At 57.2% G+C, this 23,192-nt stretch carries 28 protein-coding genes; 18 read left to right on the plus strand and 10 right to left on the minus strand.

Annotation, left to right across the window (positions count from 1 at the left end):
- Window positions 1-31: 31 nt before the first annotated feature.
- The 8 genes from metK (at window position 32) to ruvX (ending at window position 7,170) form a co-directional block, all read left to right on the plus strand.
- Window positions 32-1,186: a methionine adenosyltransferase gene (gene metK / locus ACQG03_RS17690; protein WP_022649349.1), complete on the plus strand. Its 1,155-nt coding sequence runs from the start codon at window positions 32-34 to the stop codon at window positions 1,184-1,186.
- 415 nt (window positions 1,187-1,601) lie between these two features.
- Window positions 1,602-2,999: a galactose/proton symporter gene (galP, locus tag ACQG03_RS17695; RefSeq protein WP_023298566.1), complete on the plus strand. Its 1,398-nt coding sequence runs from the start codon at window positions 1,602-1,604 to the stop codon at window positions 2,997-2,999.
- A 58-nt stretch (window positions 3,000-3,057) separates the two neighbouring features.
- Window positions 3,058-3,555, plus strand: coding sequence for a SprT family zinc-dependent metalloprotease (locus ACQG03_RS17700; protein WP_032621896.1), 498 nt, complete (start codon window positions 3,058-3,060; stop codon window positions 3,553-3,555).
- A gap of 94 nt (window positions 3,556-3,649) precedes the next feature.
- On the plus strand, window positions 3,650-4,357 hold the full coding sequence (gene endA, locus ACQG03_RS17705) for a deoxyribonuclease I (RefSeq protein WP_022649352.1): 708 nt from the start codon (window positions 3,650-3,652) through the stop codon (window positions 4,355-4,357).
- A 51-nt stretch (window positions 4,358-4,408) separates the two neighbouring features.
- Window positions 4,409-5,140 carry a 16S rRNA (uracil(1498)-N(3))-methyltransferase gene (rsmE, locus tag ACQG03_RS17710; RefSeq protein ID WP_003860033.1) on the plus strand — a complete coding sequence of 244 codons (732 nt, stop codon included), beginning with the start codon at window positions 4,409-4,411 and terminating at the stop codon, window positions 5,138-5,140.
- 31 nt (window positions 5,141-5,171) lie between these two features.
- A complete protein-coding gene (gene gshB, locus ACQG03_RS17715) occupies window positions 5,172-6,119 on the plus strand; it encodes a glutathione synthase (RefSeq protein ID WP_003860032.1) in 948 nt (315 codons plus the stop codon).
- 74 nt (window positions 6,120-6,193) lie between these two features.
- Window positions 6,194-6,754 (plus strand): YqgE/AlgH family protein, encoded by a 561-nt coding sequence (locus ACQG03_RS17720; RefSeq protein ID WP_022649353.1) that lies wholly within the window; start codon window positions 6,194-6,196, stop codon window positions 6,752-6,754.
- Window positions 6,754-7,170: a Holliday junction resolvase RuvX gene (gene ruvX, locus ACQG03_RS17725; protein WP_006811925.1), complete on the plus strand. Its 417-nt coding sequence runs from the start codon at window positions 6,754-6,756 to the stop codon at window positions 7,168-7,170. The genes ACQG03_RS17720 and ruvX overlap by 1 nt, the downstream gene beginning before the upstream one ends.
- 10 nt (window positions 7,171-7,180) lie before the next feature.
- Here ruvX and ACQG03_RS17730 read toward each other — a convergent pair whose 3' ends face one another.
- On the minus strand, window positions 7,181-8,161 hold the full coding sequence (locus ACQG03_RS17730; protein ID WP_063163576.1) for a type IV pilus twitching motility protein PilT: 981 nt from the start codon (window positions 8,159-8,161) through the stop codon (window positions 7,181-7,183).
- A 17-nt stretch (window positions 8,162-8,178) separates the two neighbouring features.
- Here ACQG03_RS17730 and ACQG03_RS17735 point away from each other — a divergent pair, with 17 nt between their 5' ends.
- The 6 genes from ACQG03_RS17735 to ACQG03_RS17760 are packed head-to-tail and all read left to right on the plus strand — an operon-like array spanning window position 8,179 to window position 11,894.
- Window positions 8,179-8,880, plus strand: coding sequence for a YggS family pyridoxal phosphate-dependent enzyme (locus tag ACQG03_RS17735; RefSeq protein ID WP_023298569.1), 702 nt, complete (start codon window positions 8,179-8,181; stop codon window positions 8,878-8,880).
- A gap of 21 nt (window positions 8,881-8,901) precedes the next feature.
- Window positions 8,902-9,468, plus strand: a complete 567-nt coding sequence (locus tag ACQG03_RS17740; RefSeq protein ID WP_063163577.1) for a YggT family protein — start codon at window positions 8,902-8,904, stop codon at window positions 9,466-9,468.
- Entirely contained in the window at window positions 9,465-9,761 is a 297-nt protein-coding gene (gene yggU, locus ACQG03_RS17745) for a DUF167 family protein YggU (protein ID WP_022649356.1), read from the plus strand. Before ACQG03_RS17740 ends, yggU begins: the two co-directional genes overlap by 4 nt.
- Window positions 9,762-9,764: 3 nt before the next feature.
- Window positions 9,765-10,358, plus strand: a complete 594-nt coding sequence (locus ACQG03_RS17750; RefSeq protein WP_045308344.1) for an XTP/dITP diphosphatase — start codon at window positions 9,765-9,767, stop codon at window positions 10,356-10,358.
- Window positions 10,351-11,499 carry a radical SAM family heme chaperone HemW gene (gene hemW / locus ACQG03_RS17755; protein ID WP_063163578.1) on the plus strand — a complete coding sequence of 383 codons (1,149 nt, stop codon included), beginning with the start codon at window positions 10,351-10,353 and terminating at the stop codon, window positions 11,497-11,499. The genes ACQG03_RS17750 and hemW overlap by 8 nt, the downstream gene beginning before the upstream one ends.
- A 56-nt stretch (window positions 11,500-11,555) precedes the next feature.
- Window positions 11,556-11,894, plus strand: a complete 339-nt coding sequence (locus ACQG03_RS17760) for an endonuclease domain-containing protein (RefSeq protein ID WP_023298571.1) — start codon at window positions 11,556-11,558, stop codon at window positions 11,892-11,894.
- An 83-nt stretch (window positions 11,895-11,977) separates the two neighbouring features.
- On the opposite strand, the gene ACQG03_RS17765 is transcribed toward ACQG03_RS17760, so the two are convergent.
- From ACQG03_RS17765 to trmB, 3 genes are read right to left on the minus strand one after another with little or no spacing between them, the layout of a single operon-like run.
- The gene (locus ACQG03_RS17765) at window positions 11,978-12,694 is read right to left on the minus strand and encodes a DUF2884 domain-containing protein (protein ID WP_063163579.1); all 717 of its coding nucleotides are present in this window, start codon (window positions 12,692-12,694) and stop codon (window positions 11,978-11,980) included.
- 57 nt (window positions 12,695-12,751) lie between these two features.
- Window positions 12,752-13,078, minus strand: coding sequence for a YggL family protein (locus ACQG03_RS17770; protein WP_003862421.1), 327 nt, complete (start codon window positions 13,076-13,078; stop codon window positions 12,752-12,754).
- A complete protein-coding gene (gene trmB / locus ACQG03_RS17775) occupies window positions 13,078-13,797 on the minus strand; it encodes a tRNA (guanosine(46)-N7)-methyltransferase TrmB (RefSeq protein ID WP_022649361.1) in 720 nt (239 codons plus the stop codon). The genes ACQG03_RS17770 and trmB overlap by 1 nt, the downstream gene beginning before the upstream one ends.
- Window positions 13,798-13,941: 144 nt before the next feature.
- On the opposite strand from trmB, the gene mutY reads away from it, so the two are divergent.
- From mutY to ACQG03_RS17795, 4 genes are all read left to right on the plus strand, one after another.
- A complete protein-coding gene (gene mutY, locus ACQG03_RS17780) occupies window positions 13,942-14,994 on the plus strand; it encodes an A/G-specific adenine glycosylase (RefSeq protein ID WP_169806224.1) in 1,053 nt (350 codons plus the stop codon).
- Between the two features lie 26 nt (window positions 14,995-15,020).
- On the plus strand, window positions 15,021-15,293 hold the full coding sequence (locus tag ACQG03_RS17785) for an oxidative damage protection protein (RefSeq protein WP_003862425.1): 273 nt from the start codon (window positions 15,021-15,023) through the stop codon (window positions 15,291-15,293).
- Window positions 15,294-15,417: 124 nt separating this feature from the next.
- Window positions 15,418-16,494 (plus strand): membrane-bound lytic murein transglycosylase MltC, encoded by a 1,077-nt coding sequence (gene mltC, locus ACQG03_RS17790; protein ID WP_032621902.1) that lies wholly within the window; start codon window positions 15,418-15,420, stop codon window positions 16,492-16,494.
- 292 nt (window positions 16,495-16,786) lie between these two features.
- Window positions 16,787-18,043 carry a nucleoside permease gene (locus ACQG03_RS17795; RefSeq protein WP_063163581.1) on the plus strand — a complete coding sequence of 419 codons (1,257 nt, stop codon included), beginning with the start codon at window positions 16,787-16,789 and terminating at the stop codon, window positions 18,041-18,043.
- Window positions 18,044-18,124: 81 nt separating this feature from the next.
- Here the strand turns inward: ACQG03_RS17795 and citG are convergent, their stop codons facing one another.
- Genes citG through citC form a run of 6 tightly spaced genes read right to left on the minus strand, consistent with a single transcriptional unit; the run spans window position 18,125 to window position 23,180 of the window.
- On the minus strand, window positions 18,125-18,928 hold the full coding sequence (citG, locus tag ACQG03_RS17800) for a triphosphoribosyl-dephospho-CoA synthase CitG (protein ID WP_063163582.1): 804 nt from the start codon (window positions 18,926-18,928) through the stop codon (window positions 18,125-18,127).
- Window positions 18,906-19,445: a citrate lyase holo-[acyl-carrier protein] synthase gene (gene citX, locus ACQG03_RS17805; protein ID WP_022649366.1), complete on the minus strand. Its 540-nt coding sequence runs from the start codon at window positions 19,443-19,445 to the stop codon at window positions 18,906-18,908. Before citX ends, citG begins: the two co-directional genes overlap by 23 nt.
- A gap of 2 nt (window positions 19,446-19,447) precedes the next feature.
- Window positions 19,448-20,965, minus strand: coding sequence for a citrate lyase subunit alpha (citF, locus tag ACQG03_RS17810; RefSeq protein ID WP_063163583.1), 1,518 nt, complete (start codon window positions 20,963-20,965; stop codon window positions 19,448-19,450).
- A gap of 10 nt (window positions 20,966-20,975) precedes the next feature.
- Window positions 20,976-21,851 (minus strand): citrate (pro-3S)-lyase subunit beta, encoded by an 876-nt coding sequence (gene citE / locus ACQG03_RS17815; RefSeq protein ID WP_032626185.1) that lies wholly within the window; start codon window positions 21,849-21,851, stop codon window positions 20,976-20,978.
- Window positions 21,848-22,141: a citrate lyase acyl carrier protein gene (gene citD, locus ACQG03_RS17820; RefSeq protein ID WP_017382935.1), complete on the minus strand. Its 294-nt coding sequence runs from the start codon at window positions 22,139-22,141 to the stop codon at window positions 21,848-21,850. The genes citE and citD overlap by 4 nt, the downstream gene beginning before the upstream one ends.
- A gap of 16 nt (window positions 22,142-22,157) precedes the next feature.
- A complete protein-coding gene (gene citC / locus ACQG03_RS17825; RefSeq protein WP_063150128.1) occupies window positions 22,158-23,180 on the minus strand; it encodes a [citrate (pro-3S)-lyase] ligase in 1,023 nt (340 codons plus the stop codon).
- Window positions 23,181-23,192 lie beyond the last annotated feature (12 nt).

The raw sequence follows: 23,192 nt of genomic DNA on the forward strand, positions 1-23,192 counted from the left end.
CTAACCAAATTCCTTTTAGGTGAAATAAAACATGGCAAAACACCTGTTTACGTCCGAGTCCGTATCAGAAGGACATCCTGATAAAATTGCTGACCAAATCTCCGATGCGGTGCTGGATGCGATCCTCGCGCAGGATCCAAAGGCGCGCGTAGCGTGTGAAACCTATGTCAAAACCGGCATGGTTCTGGTTGGCGGTGAGATCACCACCAGCGCATGGGTTGATATCGAAGAGATCACCCGTAACACGGTGCGTGAGATCGGTTATGTACATTCTGATATGGGCTTTGATGCCAACTCCTGCGCCGTACTGAGCGCTATCGGCAAACAGTCCCCGGACATCAACCAGGGCGTTGACCGTGCCGATCCGCTGGAACAGGGCGCGGGCGACCAGGGCCTGATGTTCGGCTACGCGACCAACGAAACCGACGTGCTGATGCCAGCGCCGGTGACTTACGCACACCGTCTGGTGCAGCGTCAGGCTGAAGTGCGTAAAAACGGCACCCTGCCGTGGCTGCGTCCGGATGCGAAAAGCCAGGTGACCTTCCAGTATGACGACGGGAAAATCGTCGGCATTGATGCCGTGGTTCTTTCCACGCAGCATGCTGAAGATATTGACCAGAAATCCCTGCAGGAAGCGGTGATGGAAGAGATCATCAAGCCGGTTCTGCCAACTGAATGGCTGAGCTCTGCGACCAAATTCTTCATCAACCCAACCGGACGCTTCGTTATCGGCGGCCCAATGGGTGACTGCGGTCTGACCGGTCGTAAAATCATCGTAGATACCTACGGCGGCATGGCGCGCCACGGTGGCGGCGCGTTCTCCGGTAAAGACCCGTCTAAAGTGGACCGTTCTGCGGCGTACGCTGCACGTTATGTGGCGAAAAACATCGTTGCTGCGGGCCTGGCTGACCGCTGTGAAATTCAGGTTTCCTACGCCATCGGCGTGGCTGAGCCAACCTCCATCATGGTGGAAACCTTCGGTACTGAAAAAGTGCCTTCTGAACAGCTGACCCTGCTGGTGCGTGAGTTCTTCGACCTGCGTCCATACGGTCTGATTCAGATGCTGGATCTGCTGCACCCAATCTACCAGGAAACCGCAGCGTACGGTCACTTTGGTCGCGAACATTTCCCTTGGGAAAAAACCGACAAAGCCGCCCTGCTGCGTGATGCTGCCGGTCTGAAATAATCGACTGCCAGCAGCTTAAACAGGCCAGCCTTTGTGCTGGCCTTTTTTATGTCGGGTGGCGGCTATGCCTTACCCGACCTACGGGTAGTGAATTTTGTAGGCCGGGTAAGGCGCAGCCGCCACCCGGCAATGTTTGGAACCGTTTACACCTCACTCTCTATACCCCGCTTTCAGAATATTCTCTTTGCATGATCGCATTTCTTCTGCTGTTACATTCCCTTTCAGTTAAGTCTGAAATTTGTGCAAACGCGATGCATATCAATTAATTTACCTTTATATTTTCAAAGCTTTAATTATTTTTACGGTTACAAACTAGTGTAACCGATTACACCGTTGTGATTTGACTCACATATTTTTATGAGCCGCTCACCTACTCTTAATATCGTAAAAACTGATAACCCAACTGGAGGGCATAATGCCTGACAATAATAAACAGGGGCGTACGTCCAATAAGGCAATGACGTTCTTCGTCTGCTTCCTCGCCGCTCTGGCAGGATTACTCTTTGGCCTGGATATTGGCGTAATTGCCGGTGCATTACCTTTCATCACCGATGAGTTCCAGATTAGCGCACACACTCAGGAATGGGTGGTCAGCTCCATGATGTTCGGTGCCGCCGTCGGCGCGGTCGGCAGCGGCTGGCTCTCCTTTAAGCTCGGGCGTAAAAAGAGCCTGATGATCGGCGCGATCCTGTTCGTTGCCGGCTCACTGTTCTCTGCCGCTGCGCCTAACGTTGAAGTGCTGATCCTCTCCCGCGTGCTGCTCGGTCTGGCAGTGGGCGTGGCGTCTTATACTGCCCCGCTGTACCTGTCTGAAATCGCACCGGAAAAAATCCGCGGCAGCATGATTTCCATGTACCAGCTGATGATCACCATCGGTATTCTGGGGGCTTATCTTTCCGATACCGCCTTCAGCTACAGCGGCGCATGGCGCTGGATGCTGGGCGTCATCATCATTCCGGCCATTCTGCTGCTGATTGGTGTCTTCTTCCTGCCGGACAGCCCGCGCTGGTTCGCCGCCAAACGCCGCTTCCACGATGCCGAACGCGTGCTCTTACGCCTGCGTGATACCAGCGCCGAAGCCAAAAACGAGCTGGAAGAGATCCGCGAAAGCCTTAAGGTCAAACAGTCCGGCTGGGCGCTGTTCAAAGAGAACAGCAACTTCCGCCGCGCGGTGTTCCTCGGTGTGCTGTTACAGATCATGCAACAGTTCACCGGGATGAACGTCATCATGTATTACGCGCCGAAAATCTTCGAACTGGCGGGCTACACCAACACCACCGAACAGATGTGGGGCACCGTGATCGTCGGCCTGACCAACGTGCTGGCGACCTTTATTGCTATCGGTCTGGTGGACCGCTGGGGGCGTAAGCCAACCCTGACGCTGGGCTTCCTGGTCATGGCCGTCGGGATGGGCGTGCTGGGTACCATGATGCACATGGGCATTCACTCCCCAACGGCACAGTACTTCGCCGTGGCGATGCTGCTGATGTTTATTATTGGGTTTGCGATGAGCGCCGGTCCGCTGATTTGGGTACTGTGTTCTGAGATCCAGCCGCTGAAAGGGCGTGATTTTGGTATCACCTGCTCTACCGCAACCAACTGGATTGCCAACATGATCGTCGGCGCAACGTTCCTGACCATGCTCAATACCCTGGGTAATGCCAATACCTTCTGGGTCTACGCCGGTCTTAACCTGTTCTTTATTGTTCTCACGATCTGGCTGGTTCCTGAAACCAAACATGTTTCACTGGAACACATTGAACGTAACCTGATGAAAGGTCGTCCTCTGCGCGAAATCGGCGCACACGACTGATCCTCCTGCGGGAGGCGCCTCTTGCGCCTCCCCGCTTCCCGCTTTATGCTCTGCCCCTATGAAATCTCCCCGTCTCCCCATCGCCATTCAGCAAGCCGTCATGCGCAGCCTGCGGGAAAAACTCGCCCAGGCCAACCTGAAGCTCGGCCGCGATTATCCTGAACCGAAGCTGGTCTATCAGCAGCGTGGCACCGCGGCAGGCACCGCCTGGCTGGAATCGTATGAGATCCGCCTCAACCCGGTGTTGATGATGGAAAATCAGCAGGCGTTTATCGAAGAAGTGGTGCCGCACGAGCTGGCCCACCTTTTGGTGTGGAAACACTTTGGCCGCGTCGCGCCGCACGGCAAAGAGTGGAAATGGATGATGGAGGCGGTGCTCGGCGTTCCGGCTCGCCGCACCCACCAGTTCGAGCTGGAATCGGTACGCCGCAATACCTTCCCCTACCGCTGCCAGTGCCAGCAGCACCAGCTTACCGTCCGCCGCCATAACCGCGTAGTGCGGGGCGAGGCGACCTACCGCTGCGTTAAATGCGGCGAACCGCTGGTTGCGGAATAATCACGCGAACTTTCAGGAACTTTCCTGATCTGACTGATTGCATACGGGAACAACATTCGTTACGTTGCGGGCTCGTTTTGACACGGAGTGTAAGATGTCCCGTAATGTTTCTCTCGCAGTCGCTTTTCTGGCGACGGCGCTCTCCGGCCATGCTCTGGCCGACGGTATTCACAGTTTCTCACAGGCAAAAACCGCAGGCGTAAAGATTAACGCCGACGTACCGGGTGATTTCTACTGCGGCTGTAAAATTAACTGGCAGGGTAAGAAAGGGGTCGTGGATCTGGGATCCTGCGGCTACAAGGTGCGCAAGAACGAGAACCGCGCCAGCCGAATCGAATGGGAACACGTTGTTCCGGCCTGGCAGTTTGGCCACCAGCGCCAGTGCTGGCAGGACGGTGGACGTAAAAATTGCGCAAAAGATCCGGTCTACCGCCAGATGGAAAGCGATATGCACAACCTGCAACCCGCCGTGGGTGAAGTCAATGGCGACCGCGGAAACTTCATGTACAGCCAGTGGAACGGTGGCGAAGGCCAGTACGGTCAGTGCGCCATGAAGGTCGATTTCAAAGAGAAACTCGCCGAACCGCCTGCCCGCGCGCGCGGCAGCATCGCCCGCACTTACTTCTATATGCGCGACCGCTACGATCTCAACCTTTCCCGCCAGCAGACGCAGCTCTTCAATGCCTGGGACAAGCTCTACCCGGTGACGGACTGGGAATGCCAGCGCGACGAACGTATCGCCAAAGTCCAGGGGAATCACAACCCTTACGTCCAGCGGGCTTGCCAGGCGCAAAAGAGCTAACCTACACTACGGCAATTCGCTTATATCGCATGACACATGGAATTTCTGACTATGCGCATCCCTCGCATCTATCACCCTGAACTGATTACCCCAGGCGGCGAAATCGCCCTGTCTGATGATGCCGCAAACCACGTAGGCCGCGTGCTGCGCATGGGCGCAGGCCAGGCGATTCAGCTCTTTGACGGCTCTAATCAGATTTTTGACGCTGAAATTACGCGCGCCGATAAAAAAAGCGTGCACGTGAAGGTGCTGCGTGGCGATGTGGACGACCGGGAATCCCCGCTGCACATTCACCTTGGCCAGGTGATGTCGCGCGGGGAAAAGATGGAGTTCACCATTCAGAAATCCATTGAACTGGGTGTAAGCCTCATTACGCCACTTTTTTCTGAGCGCTGCGGCGTTAAACTGGATGCGGAACGTCTGAACAAAAAGATCCAGCAGTGGCAGAAAATTGCCATTGCAGCCTGTGAACAGAGTGGCCGCAACCGCATCCCGGAGATCCGCCCGGCGATGGATCTGGAGGACTGGTGTGCAGAAGAGGAAAGCGGGCTTAAGCTTAATCTTCATCCGCGCGCCAGCGCCAGCATCAATACGCTGCCGCTGCCCGTTGAGCGCGTACGCCTGCTGATTGGCCCGGAAGGCGGCCTGTCGGCTGACGAAATCGCCATGACGGCGCGTTACCAGTTTACTGATATTCTGTTGGGACCTCGCGTTCTGCGCACTGAGACAACGGCACTCACCGCCATTACCGCCCTACAGGTGCGATTTGGCGATCTGGGTTGAAGCAAAGCCTGACCCATAACCGGAGAAGAAGATGATTAAGCTCGGCATCGTGATGGACCCCATCGCAAACATTAACATTAAGAAAGATTCCAGCTTCGCTATGCTGCTGGAAGCGCAGCGTCGCGGCTATGAACTCCACTATATGGAGATGAACGATCTGTACCTGATCAACGGTGAAGCCCGCGCACGTACCCGCATCGTTAACGTCGAGCAGAACTACGAAAAATGGTACGAATTCGGCACCGAGCAGGATATTGCCCTGGCCGACCTTAACGTCATCCTGATGCGTAAAGATCCGCCGTTCGACACCGAATACATTTACTCCACCTATATCCTTGAGCGTGCCGAAGAGAAAGGCACGCTGATCGTCAATAAGCCGCAGAGCCTGCGCGACTGCAACGAGAAGCTCTATACCGCATGGTTCTCTGACCTGACACCGGAAACGCTGGTCACCCGCAGCAAAACGCAGCTGAAAGAATTCTGGCAGAAGCACGGCGACATCATCATGAAGCCGCTGGACGGCATGGGCGGCGCATCGATCTTCCGCGTGAAAGAGGGCGACCCGAACATTGGCGTGATTGCCGAAACGCTGACCGAGCTGGGAACCCGCTACTGCATGGCGCAAAACTATCTGCCGGCCATTAAAGACGGCGACAAGCGTGTGCTGGTTGTAGACGGCGAGCCGGTGCCTTACTGCCTGGCGCGTATCCCGCAGGGTGGTGAAACCCGTGGCAACCTGGCGGCCGGAGGTCGTGGCGAACCGCGTCCGTTAAGCGAAAGCGACTGGGAAATTGCCCGCCGCGTCGGCCCTACGCTGAAAGCCAAAGGCCTGATCTTCGTTGGCCTCGATATCATCGGCGATCGTCTGACCGAAGTGAACGTCACCAGCCCGACCTGCATTCGTGAAATCGAAGCGGAATTCCCGATCTCGATCACCGGAATGCTGATGGACGCTATCGAAAAACGTTTACAGAAATAACCTGTGACAGCGCCTGTGTTTATCCCCATACTGGGCGCTGTCGCTTTTTAAACCAGGAAACAGTACCTCTGACAATGAATTTACAGCATCACTTTCTTATTGCCATGCCTGCTCTCCAGGATCCGATTTTCCGCCGCGCCGTGGTCTATATTTGCGAATACAACGAAGACGGCGCAATGGGGATTATCATCAATAAGCCGCTGGAAAACCTTCAGGTCGAAGGCATTCTGGACAAGCTGAAAATCCCTGCTGAAGCGCGGCTGCCGGAAATCCGTCTTGATAAACCGGTGATGCTCGGCGGACCGCTTGCAGAAGATCGTGGCTTTATCCTGCATACCCCGCCGGTTTTCTCGTCCAGCATTCGTATCTCCGATAACACCGTCGTCACCACCTCTCGCGATGTGCTCGAAACACTGGGCACGGCAAATCAGCCTTCTGAGGTGCTGGTTGCGCTCGGCTACGCTTCCTGGGAAAAAGGGCAGCTGGAACAAGAAATTCTGGACAACGCCTGGCTGACGGCCCCTGCGGATATGAATATCCTGTTTAAAACCCCTATCGCCGATCGCTGGCGTGACGCGGCAAAACTGATTGGCATTGATATTCTGACCATGCCTGGCGTTGCGGGGCACGCGTAATGAGCGGCACCCTTCTCGCCTTTGACTTCGGCACCAAAAGCATCGGCGTCGCTGTGGGTCAACGGATCACCGGCACCGCCCGCCCGCTCACGGCGCTGAAAGCTAACGACGGCACGCCGGACTGGAACCTTATTGAGCGCTTGCTCAAAGAGTGGCAGCCGGACGACGTGATTGTCGGTCTGCCGTTGAACATGGACGGCACCGAGCAGCCGCTTACCGCCCGCGCGCGCAAGTTCGCGAACAAAATTCATGGCCGCTTTGGTGTCTCCGTTAAGCTGCACGATGAACGTTTGAGCACCGTCGAGGCACGCGCTGGCCTGTTCGAGCACGGTGGCTTCCGGGCGTTGAACAAAGGCAGCGTGGATTCAGCTTCAGCCGTCATTATCCTCGAAAGCTATTTCGAACAGGGTTACTGAGCGCCGGGGCCTACAGCCGCCCCTGCGCCCGTCGCTCCGCCAGACTCTGCTCAAAGTTCTGCATCCCCGCCTGCTGCCCCGTTTGAATAATGCCCGGCAGTTGCCAGGTTTTGCCTTCGCGGATCAGGTTTGCCGCCGCCGACGTATTCACCAGTAGCTCATACAGCGCCACGCGCCCGCCCTGGACATCCTGACGCAGCTTCTGCGCCAGTACCGCACGCAGGCTTCCCGCCAGCTGATTACGAACCGGATCTTTCTCCTGCGCCGGGAAGGTATCGACCAGGCGCTCGATCGCCTGCGCCGCACCGCGCGTGTGCAGCGTGGCCAACACCAGATGGCCAGTCTCAGCCGCCGTCAGCGCCAGGCGTATCGTCTCGCTGTCGCGCAGCTCACCAAGCAGAATCACATCCGGATCTTCACGCAGCGCACTGCGCAGGGCCTCGGCAAAGGACGGGCTATGCTGGCCTATCTCCCGCTGCCGGATGAGGCAACGTTCACTCTGGTACATAAACTCCACCGGATCTTCCAGGGTCAGAATGTGCCCGTCCGTATGGTGATTGAGAAAATCGACCATCGCGGCCAGGGTGGTCGATTTCCCGCTGCCGGTGGCGCCGGTGACCAGAATCAGGCCATTGTCATTGGACAAAAGCTCCGGGATCGCGCGCGGCACGCCTAGCGCAGAGAGCTGCGGACACGTCAGCGGCAACAGGCGTAGCGCGATCGAAACGCCGTGCATATGCTTAAACGCACTGCCGCGCAGCCGCTGACCGCCTGTGAGGGTAACGGCAAAATCTACCTGCCCGTTTGCCCACCAGGCACCCTGCTGCTCGTCGTTGAGCCACGCTTTTAATAACGCCTCCACATCGGGGGGCGGAAACGGCGCAGGTTCAAGACGGCCTGACCTGCGCCAGCGCGGTGGTAAATCACTGCACAGGTGTAGATCGGAGACGTTATGCTTTACACTAAGGGCCACAATTTCTTCCACATCCATAGACAACTCCTCGGAAAATGAACGACATTGCGCATAACCTGGCACAGGTCCGGGACAAAATCTCAGCCGCGGCAACGCGTTGCGGCCGTGCTTCAGAAGAAATTACGTTGCTTGCAGTCAGCAAAACCAAGCCTGCGAGCGCCATCGCAGAAGCGATAGCCGCCGGTCATCGTGCCTTTGGTGAAAACTATGTGCAGGAAGGCGTAGATAAGATTCGCGCTTTCCGGGAGCGGGGAAATACAGACCTGCAGTGGCACTTTATCGGTCCGCTACAGTCGAACAAAAGCCGTCTGGTAGCAGAGCACTTCGACTGGTGTCACACCATCGATCGTCTGCGTATCGCTACCCGTTTGAGCGACCAGCGCCCTATGGAGATGCCAGCGCTTAACGTGCTGATTCAAATCAACATCAGTGATGAAAACAGCAAGTCCGGCATTACGCTGAGCGAACTGGATGCGCTGGCGGCGGACGTGGCGGCGCTGCCGCGCTTAACCCTGCGCGGGCTGATGGCCATTCCGGCACCAGAGTCAAGTTATGAAAGGCAGTTTGCCGTAGCACAGCAAATGGCTGTAGCATTTGAGGCGCTTAAAGCGCGCTATGACACGGTAGACACGCTTTCTCTGGGCATGTCGGACGATATGGAAGCCGCCATCGCGGCAGGCAGCACCATGGTGCGCATCGGCACAGCAATTTTCGGTGCGCGCGATTACACCCAATAATAAGGAAACCTGAGGAACGCCATGAAGACGTTGACTTTCCTGCTTTCAACGGTCATTGAACTGTATACGATGGCGCTGCTACTGCGCGTCTGGATGCAGTGGGCCCGTTGTGATTTTTACAATCCATTCTCACAATTTATCGTGAAAATCACGCAGCCCATTGTGGGGCCGCTTCGCCGCATCATTCCGGCAATGGGGCCGATTGACAGTTCATCTCTGTTGATGGCGTTTATTCTGAGCGTTATCAAAGCGATCGTGCTGTTTATGGTCATCACTTTCCAGCCGATTATCTGGATTTCAGCCGTTCTGATCCTGGTTAAAACCGTCGGCTCGCTGATCTTCTGGGTCCTGCTGGTGATGGCGATTATGAGCTGGATAAGCCGGGGCCGTAGCCCGGTGGAGTACGCGTTGATTCAGCTGACTGAACCGTTACTGCGTCCGATCCGTAGCCTGCTGCCTGCGATGGGCGGAATCGACTTCTCCCCGATGCTTCTCGTTCTGCTGCTGTACGTGCTGAATATGGGTATCGCGGAACTGTTACAGGCGACGGGTAATATGCTGCTGCCGGGGCTGTGGATGGCGTTATGAGTGCAGTTAGCCCCTGCGCCGACGGGCTGGTTTTACGGCTGTACATTCAGCCGAAAGCCAGCCGCGACAGCATTGTTGGGCTGCATGGCGACGAGCTAAAAGTCGCCATCACTGCCCCGCCCGTTGACGGCCAGGCGAATGCGCATCTGACCAAATATCTGGCAAAACAGTTTCGCGTCGCTAAAAGCCAGGTCATCATTGAGAAAGGTGAACTTGGCCGGCATAAACAGGTAAAAATCCTTAACCCGCAATCTATCCCGACGGAAGTCGCGGCTCTGACAAAACAGGACTAAACCATGCAGAAAGTTGTTCTCGCCACCGGTAATGCCGGTAAAGTGCGCGAGCTGGCCTCGCTATTACATGATTTTGGGCTGGACGTGGTGGCTCAGACCGAGCTGGGCGTGGACTCCGCCGAAGAGACCGGCCTGACGTTTATCGAAAACGCCATTCTGAAAGCGCGCCATGCGGCGCAGGTAACCGGACTGCCCGCGATTGCCGATGACTCCGGTCTGGCCGTGGATTTTCTGGGCGGTGCGCCGGGGATTTACTCCGCCCGCTATTCCGGGGTGGACGCCACCGACCAGCAGAACCTGGAAAAGCTGCTTGTGGCCCTGAACGACGTCCCTGACGAACAGCGTACCGCGCAGTTCCACTGCGTGCTGGTCTACATGCGTCACGCGGAAGATCCCACGCCGATTGTCTGTCACGGCAGCTGGCCGGGCGTGATCACCCGTGAAGCGGCGGGCAACGGCGGCTTTGGTTACGACCCGATTTTCTTTGTCCCGACCGAGGGCAAAACCGCTGCGGAACTCACCCGCGAAGAGAAAAGCGCGATCTCCCACCGTGGACGCGCCCTGAAACTGTTACTGGAAGCACTGCGTAATGGCTAATTTGCCACCTCTGAGTCTTTATATTCACATCCCATGGTGCGTGCAGAAATGCCCGTACTGCGATTTCAACTCGCACGCGCTGAAGGGCGAAGTGCCGCACGATGATTACGTCGCGCATCTGCTGACCGATCTGGATGCCGATGTACCGTACGCACAGGGACGTGAAGTGAAGACCATTTTTATTGGTGGCGGTACGCCGAGCCTGCTTTCAGGCCCGGCGATGCAGACGCTGCTGGACGGCGTGCGCGTGCGCCTGAACCTGGCAGCGGATGCTGAAATTACGATGGAAGCCAACCCGGGCACCGTTGAGGCCGACCGTTTTGTCGAGTATCAGCGCGCGGGCGTGAACCGTATCTCTATCGGCGTGCAGAGCTTTAGCGAGCCAAAGCTGAAGCGTCTGGGGCGCATTCATGGCCCGGAAGAGGCAAAGCGCGCGGCGAACCTGGCAACGGGGCTTGGGCTGCGCAGTTTTAACCTCGATTTGATGCACGGCCTGCCGGATCAGTCGCTGGAAGAAGCGCTGGACGATTTGCGTCAGGCAATTGAACTGAACCCGCCGCATCTGTCGTGGTATCAGTTGACCATTGAACCTAACACCCTGTTTGGTTCCCGTCCTCCGGTGCTGCCGGACGATGACGCGCTGTGGGATATCTTCGAGCAGGGCCACCAGCTTTTGACCGCGGCGGGGTATCAGCAATACGAAACCTCGGCGTATGCGAAGCCGGGCTATCAGTGTCAGCACAACCTGAACTACTGGCGCTTTGGTGATTATCTGGGGATTGGCTGCGGGGCACACGGCAAAGTGACCTTCCCGGACGGGCGCATTCTGCGCACTGCAAAAACGCGTCATCCGCGCGGGTTTATGGAAGGCCGCTACCTGGAGCGTCAGCATGACGTCGAGGCGGTGGATAAGCCGTTTGAGTTCTTTATGAACCGCTTCCGTCTGCTGGAAGCCGCACCGCGCGCGGAGTTTGCGCTCTACACCGGGTTGTCAGAGTCGGTGATTCGTCCGCAGATTGACGAGGCGCTGGCGCAGGGGTATCTGACCGAGTGTGATGAGTACTGGCAGATCACCGAGCACGGTAAGCTGTTCCTAAACTCCCTTCTTGAGCTGTTCCTCGCTGAAAATCCTGAAGGCTGATTCAGGATTTTACATCCCGTTCTGCTGGTTGAGGGAAAGGCTGGCAGAGTGTGGGGATGGAAAAATCAAAACAACTCCGCAAACAAATGACACCCGAAGAATTACGCCTCTGGTATCTGCTCAGAGGTCGCCGCTTCTTTGGGTATAAGTTTCGCCGACAGATGCCGGTTGGGCCGTACATCGTGGATTTTGCCTGCTTTAAGGCGAAACTGATTGTTGAGCTGGACGGGGGGCAACATCAGGATAAAGAGGCCTATGACTCTCGTCGCACCGAGTTTTTGAATGCGAACGGCTGGGAAGTCGTACGGTTCTGGAATCATGAATTCAGGGCTAATGAGGAGGAGATGCTGATGGCTATTCTGCAACGATTGCAATGCCTGATGCCCTCACCCTAACCCTCTCCCACAGGGAGAGGGAACTGGTTACTCCCTCTCCCCTGGGGAGAGGGCCGGGGTGAGGGGCCCTACGCGCAGAGGCGTTACTTCAGCGTCCCCACCAGCGCCTTCCGGCTGTCTTCCAGGGACACCACGCGTTTACACACGTCTTTGCCGAACTGCTGGAAATCGGCTTCCTGATTCTTCCACTCGTTCTGAATCGAGGTTTGCAGTCCGCCCAGGCTACCCAGTACACCCTGCAACGGATTACCGCCGCCTTTCAGCACCGCTTTGGCGCCCATCTCGTTGATGCTGTCCTGGAGAATGCCGCCCATCGCCTGGTTCACCAGCTGCTGACCGTCGGCTCGCACCTGATCGATCGCCTTATAGTGGAACGCCAGGCCATCAGAGCGCGTCTCAATAATGCGGTTCATCTGTTCTTTCAGCTGTTTATCCAGCTTCGTCAGGCGGGTGCGCATATTGCTGCTCTCCCCCACCTCTTTGGTGATGATTTTATCCAGCGCCACGCGGCCCTTCTCAACGCGGGTCAGCGCGCCATCGTTTATCCATGGCAGCGCGGTACGCAACTCGGCCTGGTAGTCCATCGCCTGCTCGCGCTGGGCGGCCGTCAGGTTTTGCTGTTTGCCGTTAAACGTCACGTTGCCATCCGGCGTGATCACCAGATTGCCATTCTCGCCTTTAACCTGCACGGTTTGCGGGCTTAATACCACGTCGTCACGCGGGGTGACGCTACATTTATACTCCGCATGGGCGGTGGTTCCGATTGCCAGTAAAGCAACCGCCAGCAACGTTTTACGCATCTTCAACACTCCCTCAGACAAAATGGGCCAGCTAATGCTGGCCCCGTTCTTGCTTTATTAGTCCCACCAAACGTCGAAAAGTTCGCTGACGCGGACATCTTCCAGTTTGTGGTCTTCAAGCCATTTGCGTACCAGCGCCTGATGTTCTTCGGTGCATTTCCCCACTTCCTGGGTGCAAATCAGACCTTCCCACGCCAGATAGCCGCTACCGTCGAAGGCCAGCTTGTTGGGTTCGATCACCTCGTTGATGAACGCATCAACGTCCTGATCGATCTGCTCAACGCTGGTGCCTTCCGGGAAACGCCAGGCAACGGAGAAACCCACTTCCTGGAATTCTTCGATGTGCATCTTTTTACGCAGACGACGGCTACGATTCTTTGCCATTATTTTACCCTCTCGAACATTAAGTCCCATACGCCGTGACCAAGACGATGGCCACGCTGTTCAAATTTTGTCACCGGACGTGAATCCGGACGCGGTACGTAGTCGTTGCTTTCAGACTGGTTTTTATACCCGTCCAGCGACGACATCACTTCCAGCATGTGTTCCGCATAAGGTTCCCAGTCGGTCGCCATGTGGAAGACGCCGCCCAGCTTAAGCTTACTTTTCACCAGCTCGGCAAACGGCGCCTGAACGATACGGCGTTTATTATGACGCGCTTTGTGCCACGGGTCAGGGAAAAAGAGCTGAACCATGTTCAAAGAATTGTCAGGAATCATTTTATGCAGCACTTCCACCGCGTCGTGACACATAACGCGCAGGTTCTCAACGCCCTCTTCATGGGCCGTTGCCAGACACGCACCGACGCCTGGCGAGTGCACTTCAATACCGAGGAAGTTCTGCTCTGGTCGCGCTTTCGCCATAGTGACCAGCGAGGTGCCCATGCCAAAACCGATCTCCAGCGTCACTGGCGCATCGCGGCCAAACAGCTCGGTAAAGTCGAGCGGCTGCTCGCTGAACTCAACGCCCATCACCGGCCAGTAGTTGTCCAGCGCGTGTTGCTGCCCTTTTGTCAGGCGGCCCTGACGGCGGACAAAGCTGCGAATACGGCGCAGCGGGCGACCGTTTTCATCAAATTCCGGTGAAATGACGTCGTTTTTCATAAAAGAGTTGTCTGCTTGTGAGAGTGTACGGGAAACGGGCATTATCCAAAGTTAAGGCTTCTATGCAAGCATGGGAAAGATCCGGTTTACAGCAGATTGACGCTGTGCTGCAATCTGCCTCCCTGATTAAGCGAATCGATGACCATGCAAGCCTCTCAATTTTCAGCCCAGGTGCTGGACTGGTACGACAAATACGGGCGTAAAACCCTGCCCTGGCAAATTGAAAAAACACCTTACAAAGTATGGCTCTCCGAGGTGATGTTGCAACAAACGCAGGTCGCGACGGTCATTCCTTATTTCGAGCGTTTTATGGCGCGCTTCCCGACAATCACCGATCTGGCCAACGCGCCGTTAGACGAGGTACTGCACCTGTGGACAGGCCTCGGCTATTACGCCCGCGCGCGCAACCTGCACAAAGCCGCACAGCAGGTCGCCACCCGCCACAACGGTAAATTCCCGGAGACCTTTGACGAGGTGGCGGATTTGCCCGGCGTCGGGCGTTCAACCGCAGGCGCAATCCTTTCCCTGTCTTTAGGCAAGCATTTCCCTATTCTCGACGGCAACGTCAAGCGCGTGCTGGCACGCTGCTACGCCGTAGAAGGCTGGCCGGGCAAGAAAGAGGTTGAGAAGCGCCTGTGGGAGATCAGTGAAGCGGTCACTCCGGTGAAAGGGGTGGAGCGTTTTAACCAGGCGATGATGGATCTGGGCGCGATGGTCTGCACCCGTTCAAAACCGAAGTGCGAACTCTGCCCGGTAAATAACCTCTGCGTGGCCTATGCGAACCACTCCTGGGCGCAGTATCCGGGGAAAAAACCGAAGCAGACGCTGCCTGAACGCACCGGGTACATGCTGCTGATGCAGCATGGCGACGAGGTGTTTCTCGCCCAGCGCCCGCCGAGTGGCCTGTGGGGTGGTCTATACTGCTTCCCACAGTTTGAGGATGAAGCTTCGCTTCGGGCATGGCTTGAACAGCGCGGCATTGCGGCCGATACCCTGACGCAACTCAACGCGTTCCGTCATACCTTCAGCCATTTCCATCTGGATATTGTGCCTATGTGGCTTCCCGTGTCCTCATTCACCTCCTGCATGGATGAAGGCACCGCTCTCTGGTATAACTTAGCGCAACCGCCATCAGTCGGGCTGGCGGCTCCCGTGGAGCGCCTGTTACAGCAATTACGTGTCGGTGCAATGGTTTAGCATCGGCAAGACAAAGAGGAATGAGTATGGCCAGAACCATTTTTTGTACTTTCCTGCAGCGCGACGCTGAAGGCCAGGATTTCCAGCTCTACCCGGGCGACCTGGGTAAACGCATTTACAACGAGATCTCCAAAGAAGCCTGGGGACAGTGGCAGAAAAAACAGACCATGCTGATCAACGAGAAAAAGCTCAGCATGATGAACCCGGAACACCGCAAGCTGCTGGAGCAGGAGATGGTGAACTTCCTGTTCGAGGGTAAAGACGTCCACATCGAAGGCTATACGCCACCGGAAAAATAATACTCTGCGGCTGCTGCCCGGCGGCGCTGCGCTTGCACGGGCCTACGGTTATGTAGGCCGGGTAAGCGCAGCGCCACCCGGCAACAGCAACCTCAAAGCAAACACAACACGCACTCCCGGAATGATGAAAAAACTATTAGCGCTAGCACTTGTTGCGCCGTTGCTTGTGTCTTGTTCTTCCAAAAAGGGCGATAGCTATAACGAAGCCTGGGTTAAGGACACCAACGGTTTTGACATTTTGATGGGGCAGTTTGCCCATAACATCGAGAACATATGGGGATTTAACGAAGTTCTTATTGCCGGACCGAAGGACTACGTTAAGTATACCGACGCCTATCAGACCCGTAGCCACATCAACTTCGATGACGGTACGATTACGATTGAAACCATCGCGGGGACTGAACCTGCGGCGCATTTACGTCAGGCCATCATCAAAACCCTGCTGATGGGCGACGATCCGGGATCTATCGATCTCTACTCTGATGCCGATGACATTACTATCTCCAAAGAGCCATTCCTGTATGGGCAGGTCGTTGACCAGACCGGTCAGCCGATTCGCTGGGAAGGGCGCGCGACGAACTTCGCAGACTATTTGCTGCAAACGCGCCTGAAAAGCCGCACCAATGGCCTGAAGGTGATCTATAGCGTTACGATAAACCTGGTGCCGAACCACCTCGACAAGCGTGCGCATAAGTATCTGGGCATGGTGCGTCAGGCGTCGCGTAAGTATGGCGTGGATGAGTCGCTGATCCTGGCGATTATGCAGACCGAATCCTCGTTCAACCCGTATGCGGTGAGCCGTTCCGACGCGCTGGGGCTGATGCAGGTTGTGCAGCACAGCGCCGGTAAAGACGTGTTCCGCGCGCAGGGGAAATCCGGTACGCCGAGCCGCAGCTACCTGTTTGACCCGCAAAGCAACATTGATACCGGTACCGCATATCTGGCGATGCTGAACAATGTTTATCTCGGCGGGATTGATAACCCGACTTCACGTCGCTATGCGGTGATCACCGCCTACAACGGCGGAGCGGGCAGCGTCCTGCGCGTCTTCTCGAACGATAAAGTGCAGGCCGCGAACATCATCAACAGCATGGCGCCGGGGGACGTGTACTCAACGCTGACCACTCGCCACCCGTCTGCGGAATCCCGCCGCTATCTGTATAAGGTGAATACGGCGCAGAAGAACTACCGTCGCCGCTAGAAACCAACATCACCCCTCACCCTGCCCTCTCCCCAAAGGGGAGAGGGTGTTCAAGTTCCCTCTCCCCTTTGGGGAGAGGGTTAGGGTGAGGGGGCATCAGACCGCACCCATCTCATCCCACCCATACAAAAATGCTATTTGCATCACAATCCAAACTGCAAATTAATGTGGATTGCATTTTTTTGCGGGAGGTAACAAAACATATCGTTGCCAACTGATAGAATTGCATCAAATAACAACCCTGAATGTTCCTATAACAACATATCTCCCGCTCACTTGTGAGGAAAGTAACATGAACCTTAAGCTGCAGCTTAAAATCTTGTCGTTTCTGCAGTTCTGCCTGTGGGGTAGCTGGCTGACTACACTCGGCTCCTATATGTTTGTGACGCTCAAGTTCGATGGTGCGTCAATCGGTGCCGTCTACAGCTCGCTGGGTATTGCGGCTGTTTTCATGCCAACGCTGCTCGGTATCGTGGCGGATAAATGGTTAAGTGCGAAATGGCTGTATATGCTTTGCCATCTGGTGGGTGCGGGGACGCTGTTTATGGCGGCCGAAGTGACCACGCCGGGGGCGATGTTTATGGTGATCCTGCTTAACTCGCTGGCGTATATGCCAACGCTTGGCCTGATCAACACCATCTCCTACTACCGCCTGAAATCTGCCGGTCTGGATATCGTCACCGACTTCCCGCCAATCCGTATCTGGGGCACCATCGGCTTTATCATGGCAATGTGGGGCGTGAGCTTCGCGGGCTTCGAGCTGAGCCACATGCAGCTGTATATTGGTGCCGCGCTCTCCGTGCTGCTGGCGCTGTTCGCCCTGACGCTGCCCACCATTCCGGTTTCTAACCAGCAGAAAAACCAGAGCTGGAGCACCATGCTTGGCCTGGACGCCTTCGCCCTGTTCAAAAACAAGCGCATGGCGATCTTCTTTATTTTCTCCATGCTGCTGGGGGCGGAACTGCAAATCACCAACATGTTCGGTAATACCTTCCTGCACAGCTTCGATAACGATCCGCTGTTTGCCGGGAGCTTTATCGTTGAACACGCGTCGGTGATGATGTCCATCTCGCAGATCTCTGAGACGCTGTTCATCCTGACCATCCCGTTCTTCCTGAGCCGCTACGGCATCAAGAACGTCATGCTGATCAGTATCGCTGCCTGGATGTTGCGCTTCGGTCTGTTCGCCTACGGCGACCCAAGCGCGTTCGGCACCGTGCTGCTGGTTCTGTCGATGATTGTTTACGGCTGCGCCTTCGACTTCTTCAACATCTCCGGTTCGGTGTTTGTAGAAAAAGAGGTGAAACCTGAAATTCGCGCCAGCGCGCAGGGCATGTTCCTGATGATGACCAACGGCTTCGGCTGTATTCTGGGCGGCGTGGTGAGCGGTAAAGTGGTTGAGATGTATACCACCAACGGCATCACCAACTGGCAGCCAGTGTGGCTGATCTTCGCCGGGTACTCACTGGTGCTTTTCTTCGCGTTCATCGTGCTGTTCAAGTACAAGCACGTACGCGAACCACACGGTGCGCAGCCGATCGCGCATTGATTGTTGTGCCCGGTGGCGGCTCCGCCTTACCGGGCCTACAAAACCAGACCGTAGGCCGGGTAAGGCGTAGCCGCCACCCGGCTATTTTATTCCAGAAAGCACCCACCCCACCGACAGCAAATCCGCGCTGCCGCCCGGGCTCAGATTGCGTTCAATCAATGCCTTATCCATCTTCAGCAACGCCTCGCAGTCCCAGCCGTTAGCCAGTAATTCCCGCGCGTAGCCCTGAACGTAGCGCAGCCCCTCAATGCCGCCGCGCGAAACGAGATTGCTGTCCTGATTTACCGCCATCAGGCGCAACAGCAGGGCGTGAAGCGACTGACCGTTCCACGCATCCAAAGCCTTACGCACCGTGGCAAAGCCGCTTTCTGCCTCACCGCGCGCGCCGGTTAAACCGTACTGTTGAAACTGTCGCTCTCCCGCCGTTGCCTGCCCGCTGCGCCCGCCCAGTTCCCGCGCCACCAGCCCACGACAGATGTTACTTACCTCACAACAGAGGCTATCCGCAGAGATATTTTTTACACGTCCGGCGGCGAAGCAGAGCAAACCAAGGGCAAAAATCCCGCCCTTGTGCGTGTTCACCCCGCCCGTGGCGGCGTACATTGCCTGCTCACAGGCCATTCCCATCGGGCGGATAATCCGCAACTGCTGATCGGCAGGTTTTTCCGCATGTGCTTCACCCAGTTCCGCAAAACGGGCAAACCACGGCGTAATCGCCGCAATGCTGCGGAGGAATAAGGTATGGTCCATATCGCGATGGGAGCCGTTATTGAGCCTGTCCACCAGCCCCGGTTTGGGCGTCAGCTCCAGCTCCTGCCACAGCGCCTCTGCGGCAAGCGCAGGGACATCAACCGGGCGCGGTTTAGTCGCGAGCAAACCAGTCATCTATCATCTTCTCCACGCGGGAAACCACCTGCTCAACGGGATGGTGCCGAGAACGGGAACAGGCGTGGGCAGGCTCGTCGCAAATCAGACAGCGCCTGAGGTGTGAACCCAACGACTGACGGCCAACGTGGCCGTTTTCAGGGCAGATCACATCCAGATCCCACAGTCTGCCGAGCGGGTGCGTCTGCTCCAGTTCAGCACAGTGCGCTTTAATTTCCGCCGCCGGATGCGCGACGCACCACAGCGCTTCAGGTCCGGTGGGTAGCCAGAGCACCTGGCGGTCCAGCACCTGCCAGCGGTTTTCCCACAGCAGCTGGTCGCACATCTGTAACGCCACGCCCATGGTGTTGCGATAGCGCAGGCTGTCTTTGATTTGCCCGGGCGTGACCAGCGTTAGGGAGATCACCGGTTGTTGATGGTGCGTAAGCCAGTCAGCCTGACGGGCTGCGCGGCGCTCTTTCGCCGCCAGCAGCGCGTCCAGGCTGACACCCGTCCGCACGGGTGTCGCAATAGTCATATTCACTCCTTTACCTGTCGAACGGTGTCGATCACGCTGCCGTCGCGGTAGCGGATCACCCCGACAATTTTGTCGGTGAACTCAATCGGTTTCGGTACGCCGGTCAGGGAAATCGCCCGCTCATAGAGCGCGTTGATATCTACAACCTTCAGGCCTGCTTCCATGAGTCGTTCGCTGATCTCCGGGCGCGCCGGGTTGACCGCAATACCGTGGTCGGTGACCAGCACGTCAATGCTCTCCCCCGGCGTGAGGCACGTGGTAACGCGCTTCACGACGGTCGGGATGCGGCTTCGCAGCAGCGGCGCGACCACAATGGTCAGGTTGGCTGCCGACGCCACGTCGCAGTGCCCGCCGGATGCGCCGCGCATCACGCCGTCGGATCCGGTGATGACGTTGACGTTAAAATCGACGTCGATTTCCAGCGCGCTGAGGATCACCACGTCGAGCTGGTCGCAGCTTGCCGCCTTGCTGCCGGGGTTGGCGTAGACGTTGGTGGAGATCTCCACGTGGTTCGGGTTGCGCGCCAGCGAGGCCGCTGCCTGGCCGTCAAAGCACTGGGTGTCGAGCAGCTTTTCGATGAGCCCCTTCTCGTGCAAATCCACCAGGCTGCCGGTGATACCGCCAAGGGCGAAGCGCGCCTTCACGCCGCTGCGCTCCATCTTCTCTTCCATAAAGCGGGTGCAGGCGGTCGCCGCCGCGCCAGAGCCGGTCTGCATCGAGAAACCTGGTTTGAAATAGCCTGAGTGCTCAATCACGTCCGCCGCATAGCGGGCAATCATTAGCTCGCGCGGGTTGCTGGTGACGCGCGCCGCACCGACGCTGATTTTCGCCGGGTCGCCCACGCTCTCCACCTGCACGATGTAGTCCACCTGATCCTGCACCAGGCTGGCGGGCATATTCGGGAACGGCACCAGCTCTTCGGTCAGCAGCACCACCTTACGGGCAAAGTGTGCGTCCACCATGGCGTAACCCAGCGAACCGCAACACGATTTGCCCTGCGTGCCGTTAGCGTTGCCAAACTCATCGCTGCACGGCACGCCGAGAAATGCCACGTCGATATTCAGCTCGCCATCCTGGAGCAGCTTCACGCGCCCCCCGTGGGAGTGAATTTGTACCGGCTCGTCCATCAGCCCGTGGGAGATGGCCTCCGCCAGCCTGCCGCGCATACCGGAGGTGTAAATTCGGGCGATCACGCCGTTTTGAATATGCTCGATCAGCGCGTCGTTGCAGGTCATCAGCGAGCTGGAGGCCAGGGTCAAATTTTTAAAACCCATCCGCGCCAGCAGCGCCACAACGGTGTTGATCACCCGGTCGCCTTCGCGAAAGGCATGGTGGAAAGAGATGGTCATCCCGTCCTGCAAGCCGCTGCGCATGACGGCTTCTTCGAGGGAGGCGCAAAGCTTACGGTTGTGTTTCGCCTCGCTGTCCGCCAGCCACGGCGTCGCGCTGTGGGCGGTATCAAAGGGCTTCAGATCCCGCAGATGGGGGAAATTCACATGGAGAAGTTCTGTCTGATTCATTATGTCATCCTTACCGACGCACGCCGGAGGCCGCCGCGCGCTCCAGCACCACCTGCGCGTGGTTAATAATCGGTGCATCCACCATTTTGCCGTTGAGCGAGACCACGCCCAGGCCGTTACGCTCGCCCTCTTCTGCCGCTTCAATCACCCGTTTGGCGTGCTCCACCTCTTCCCGTGTCGGGGCGTAGGCGTTGTGCAGCAGGTCAATCTGGCGCGGGTTAATCAGCGATTTGCCGTTAAAGCCCATCTTGCGGATCAGATCGACCTCGCGCAGGAACCCGGCTTCGTCATTAACGTCTGACCACACCACGTCGAAAGCGTCGATGCCCGCAGCGCGGGCGGCGTGCAGCACGGCGCAGCGGGCGTAGAACAACTCGGTGCCGTCGCCGCGCTCGGTCTGCATGTCCATTACGTAGTCAAAGGCGGCCAGCGCGATGCCGATCAGGCGCGGGGAGCTGCGGGCAATCGCCACGGCGTTGATGACGCCAATGGCCGATTCAATCGCCGCCATCACGCGGGTGGAACCCACTTCGCGCCCGCACTCCTGCTCAATGCGCTCCAGGTGGCCTTCCAGCTCGTAGATATCGTCCGGGGTGTCGGTTTTCGGCAGGCGAATCACGTCTACGCCCGCGCGCACGGCGGCCTCCAGATCCAGCAGACCAAACGGCGTGCTCAGCGGGTTAATACGCACCACGGTTTCGATATCCTGATACATCGGGTGCTGCAACGCGTGGAACACCAGCATGCGTGCGGTGTCTTTCTCGCGCAGGGCCACGGCGTCCTCAAGGTCAAACATGATGGAGTCGGGGCGGTAGATAAAGGCGGTGGAGAGCATGGCGGCATTGGCGCCCGGCAGGAACAGCATACTGCGACGGAGTTTGCTCATTTCAGCGCCCCCCAGTTGATGGCCTGTTCATCGGCTGCACGCAGAAGCGCGCTTTGCAGGCGGGCGCGGATCACACAGTCCAGCGCCCCTTTGTCTTCAATAATGATTAATCCCTGGTGCACGTTCATGGCGCGCAATGTGTCGTTGACCACCTGGCGTATTTGCTCGCCAAACTGCTTAATCACTTCACTGTGGATGACAATCTCCAGCTCACCGTGAGCGGGGGCGATTTTCACCATCAGGTCGCTGGACTCCTGCGTTCCGGCCAGCGCCTCCCTTACAATATTCATGATAAATTCCTGATAGTTATGCGACTTCCGCACTCGCACGATAATGTGCTTCGAGGTGCGCGAAGGTGGAGTCCGGGACAATCTCCCGGATCCGGGAAAACTGCTGTGTCTTGAGTAAACGGCGCACTTCCGAGGCCGAAATGGCGTTGCCGGTGGCTTTGATGCGCGGCATCTCCACCACGTCGATGTGCGAGGCCAGCAGGTCGTGCAGCGTCTGGTTGTACTGGCGGGTGATATCGCAGAACGGCTCCGAGCCGATGAAGCGGTGCGTGATGCCCAGCGCCGGGGCGATAAAGTCCCGGAAGATCAGCACGTCGATCTCGCTCCACGCCTGCTGCACTTTGCCGGTCTCCTTCAGGAAGTAGGCCGGAAACGTGGCGCGGGAGATGATATACTGCGAGCCTTCATGCACCACCACGTTCGACAGGTGCGCCACGCCCGCGCGCACCATCTCAATGCGCGCGCTGAACGGGAAGAACGAGGCGTCTTCACGCACCACGAACAGATGCAGAGCATCGCACTGCGCCGCCGCCTGCTCCACCAGATGACGGTGACCGAGGGTGAATGGGTTGGCGTTCATCACGATGGCACCAATCTTCTCCCCACACTTGCGGCTAGCGCGCAGGGATCGGCAGTAGCGCACGATCCCTTGCGGAGTGTTCTCCATTAGCACCGCGTTGTTCCCGCTCTGGGCAACCGGCCAGAAACCGCTGCGGCCAAAGCGCTCCTTATTACACGGACGGGTGCAGAGGAAGAGGTGAAAATGGCCGCGCTCCAGCGCCGCATTTTCCACCTCTGCCAGCAGACGCGCGCTGAGGTTTTCCCCACGAAGCTGCTCGTTGACCGCCACGCACTTGATGACGTTGGCAGCAAGTCCGGCGCAACCCACCAGCTGCGCGCCGGACCAGGCTTCAACAAACAGCGTGATGTCGTTGTCCAGGCCAAGGCCGCTGTCTGCCAGCAGGTAGCGGATCTGGCTTAAGCGTTCCGGGTGTTTCGCCACAACGGTGTGGCGAAAATCAATGGGTTGCGATTGCATGCTGCCGCCTTA

It is taken from the genome of Enterobacter cloacae complex sp. 342H5, from assembly GCF_050030905.1.
GTDB lineage: Bacteria > Pseudomonadota > Gammaproteobacteria > Enterobacterales > Enterobacteriaceae > Enterobacter > Enterobacter intestinihominis.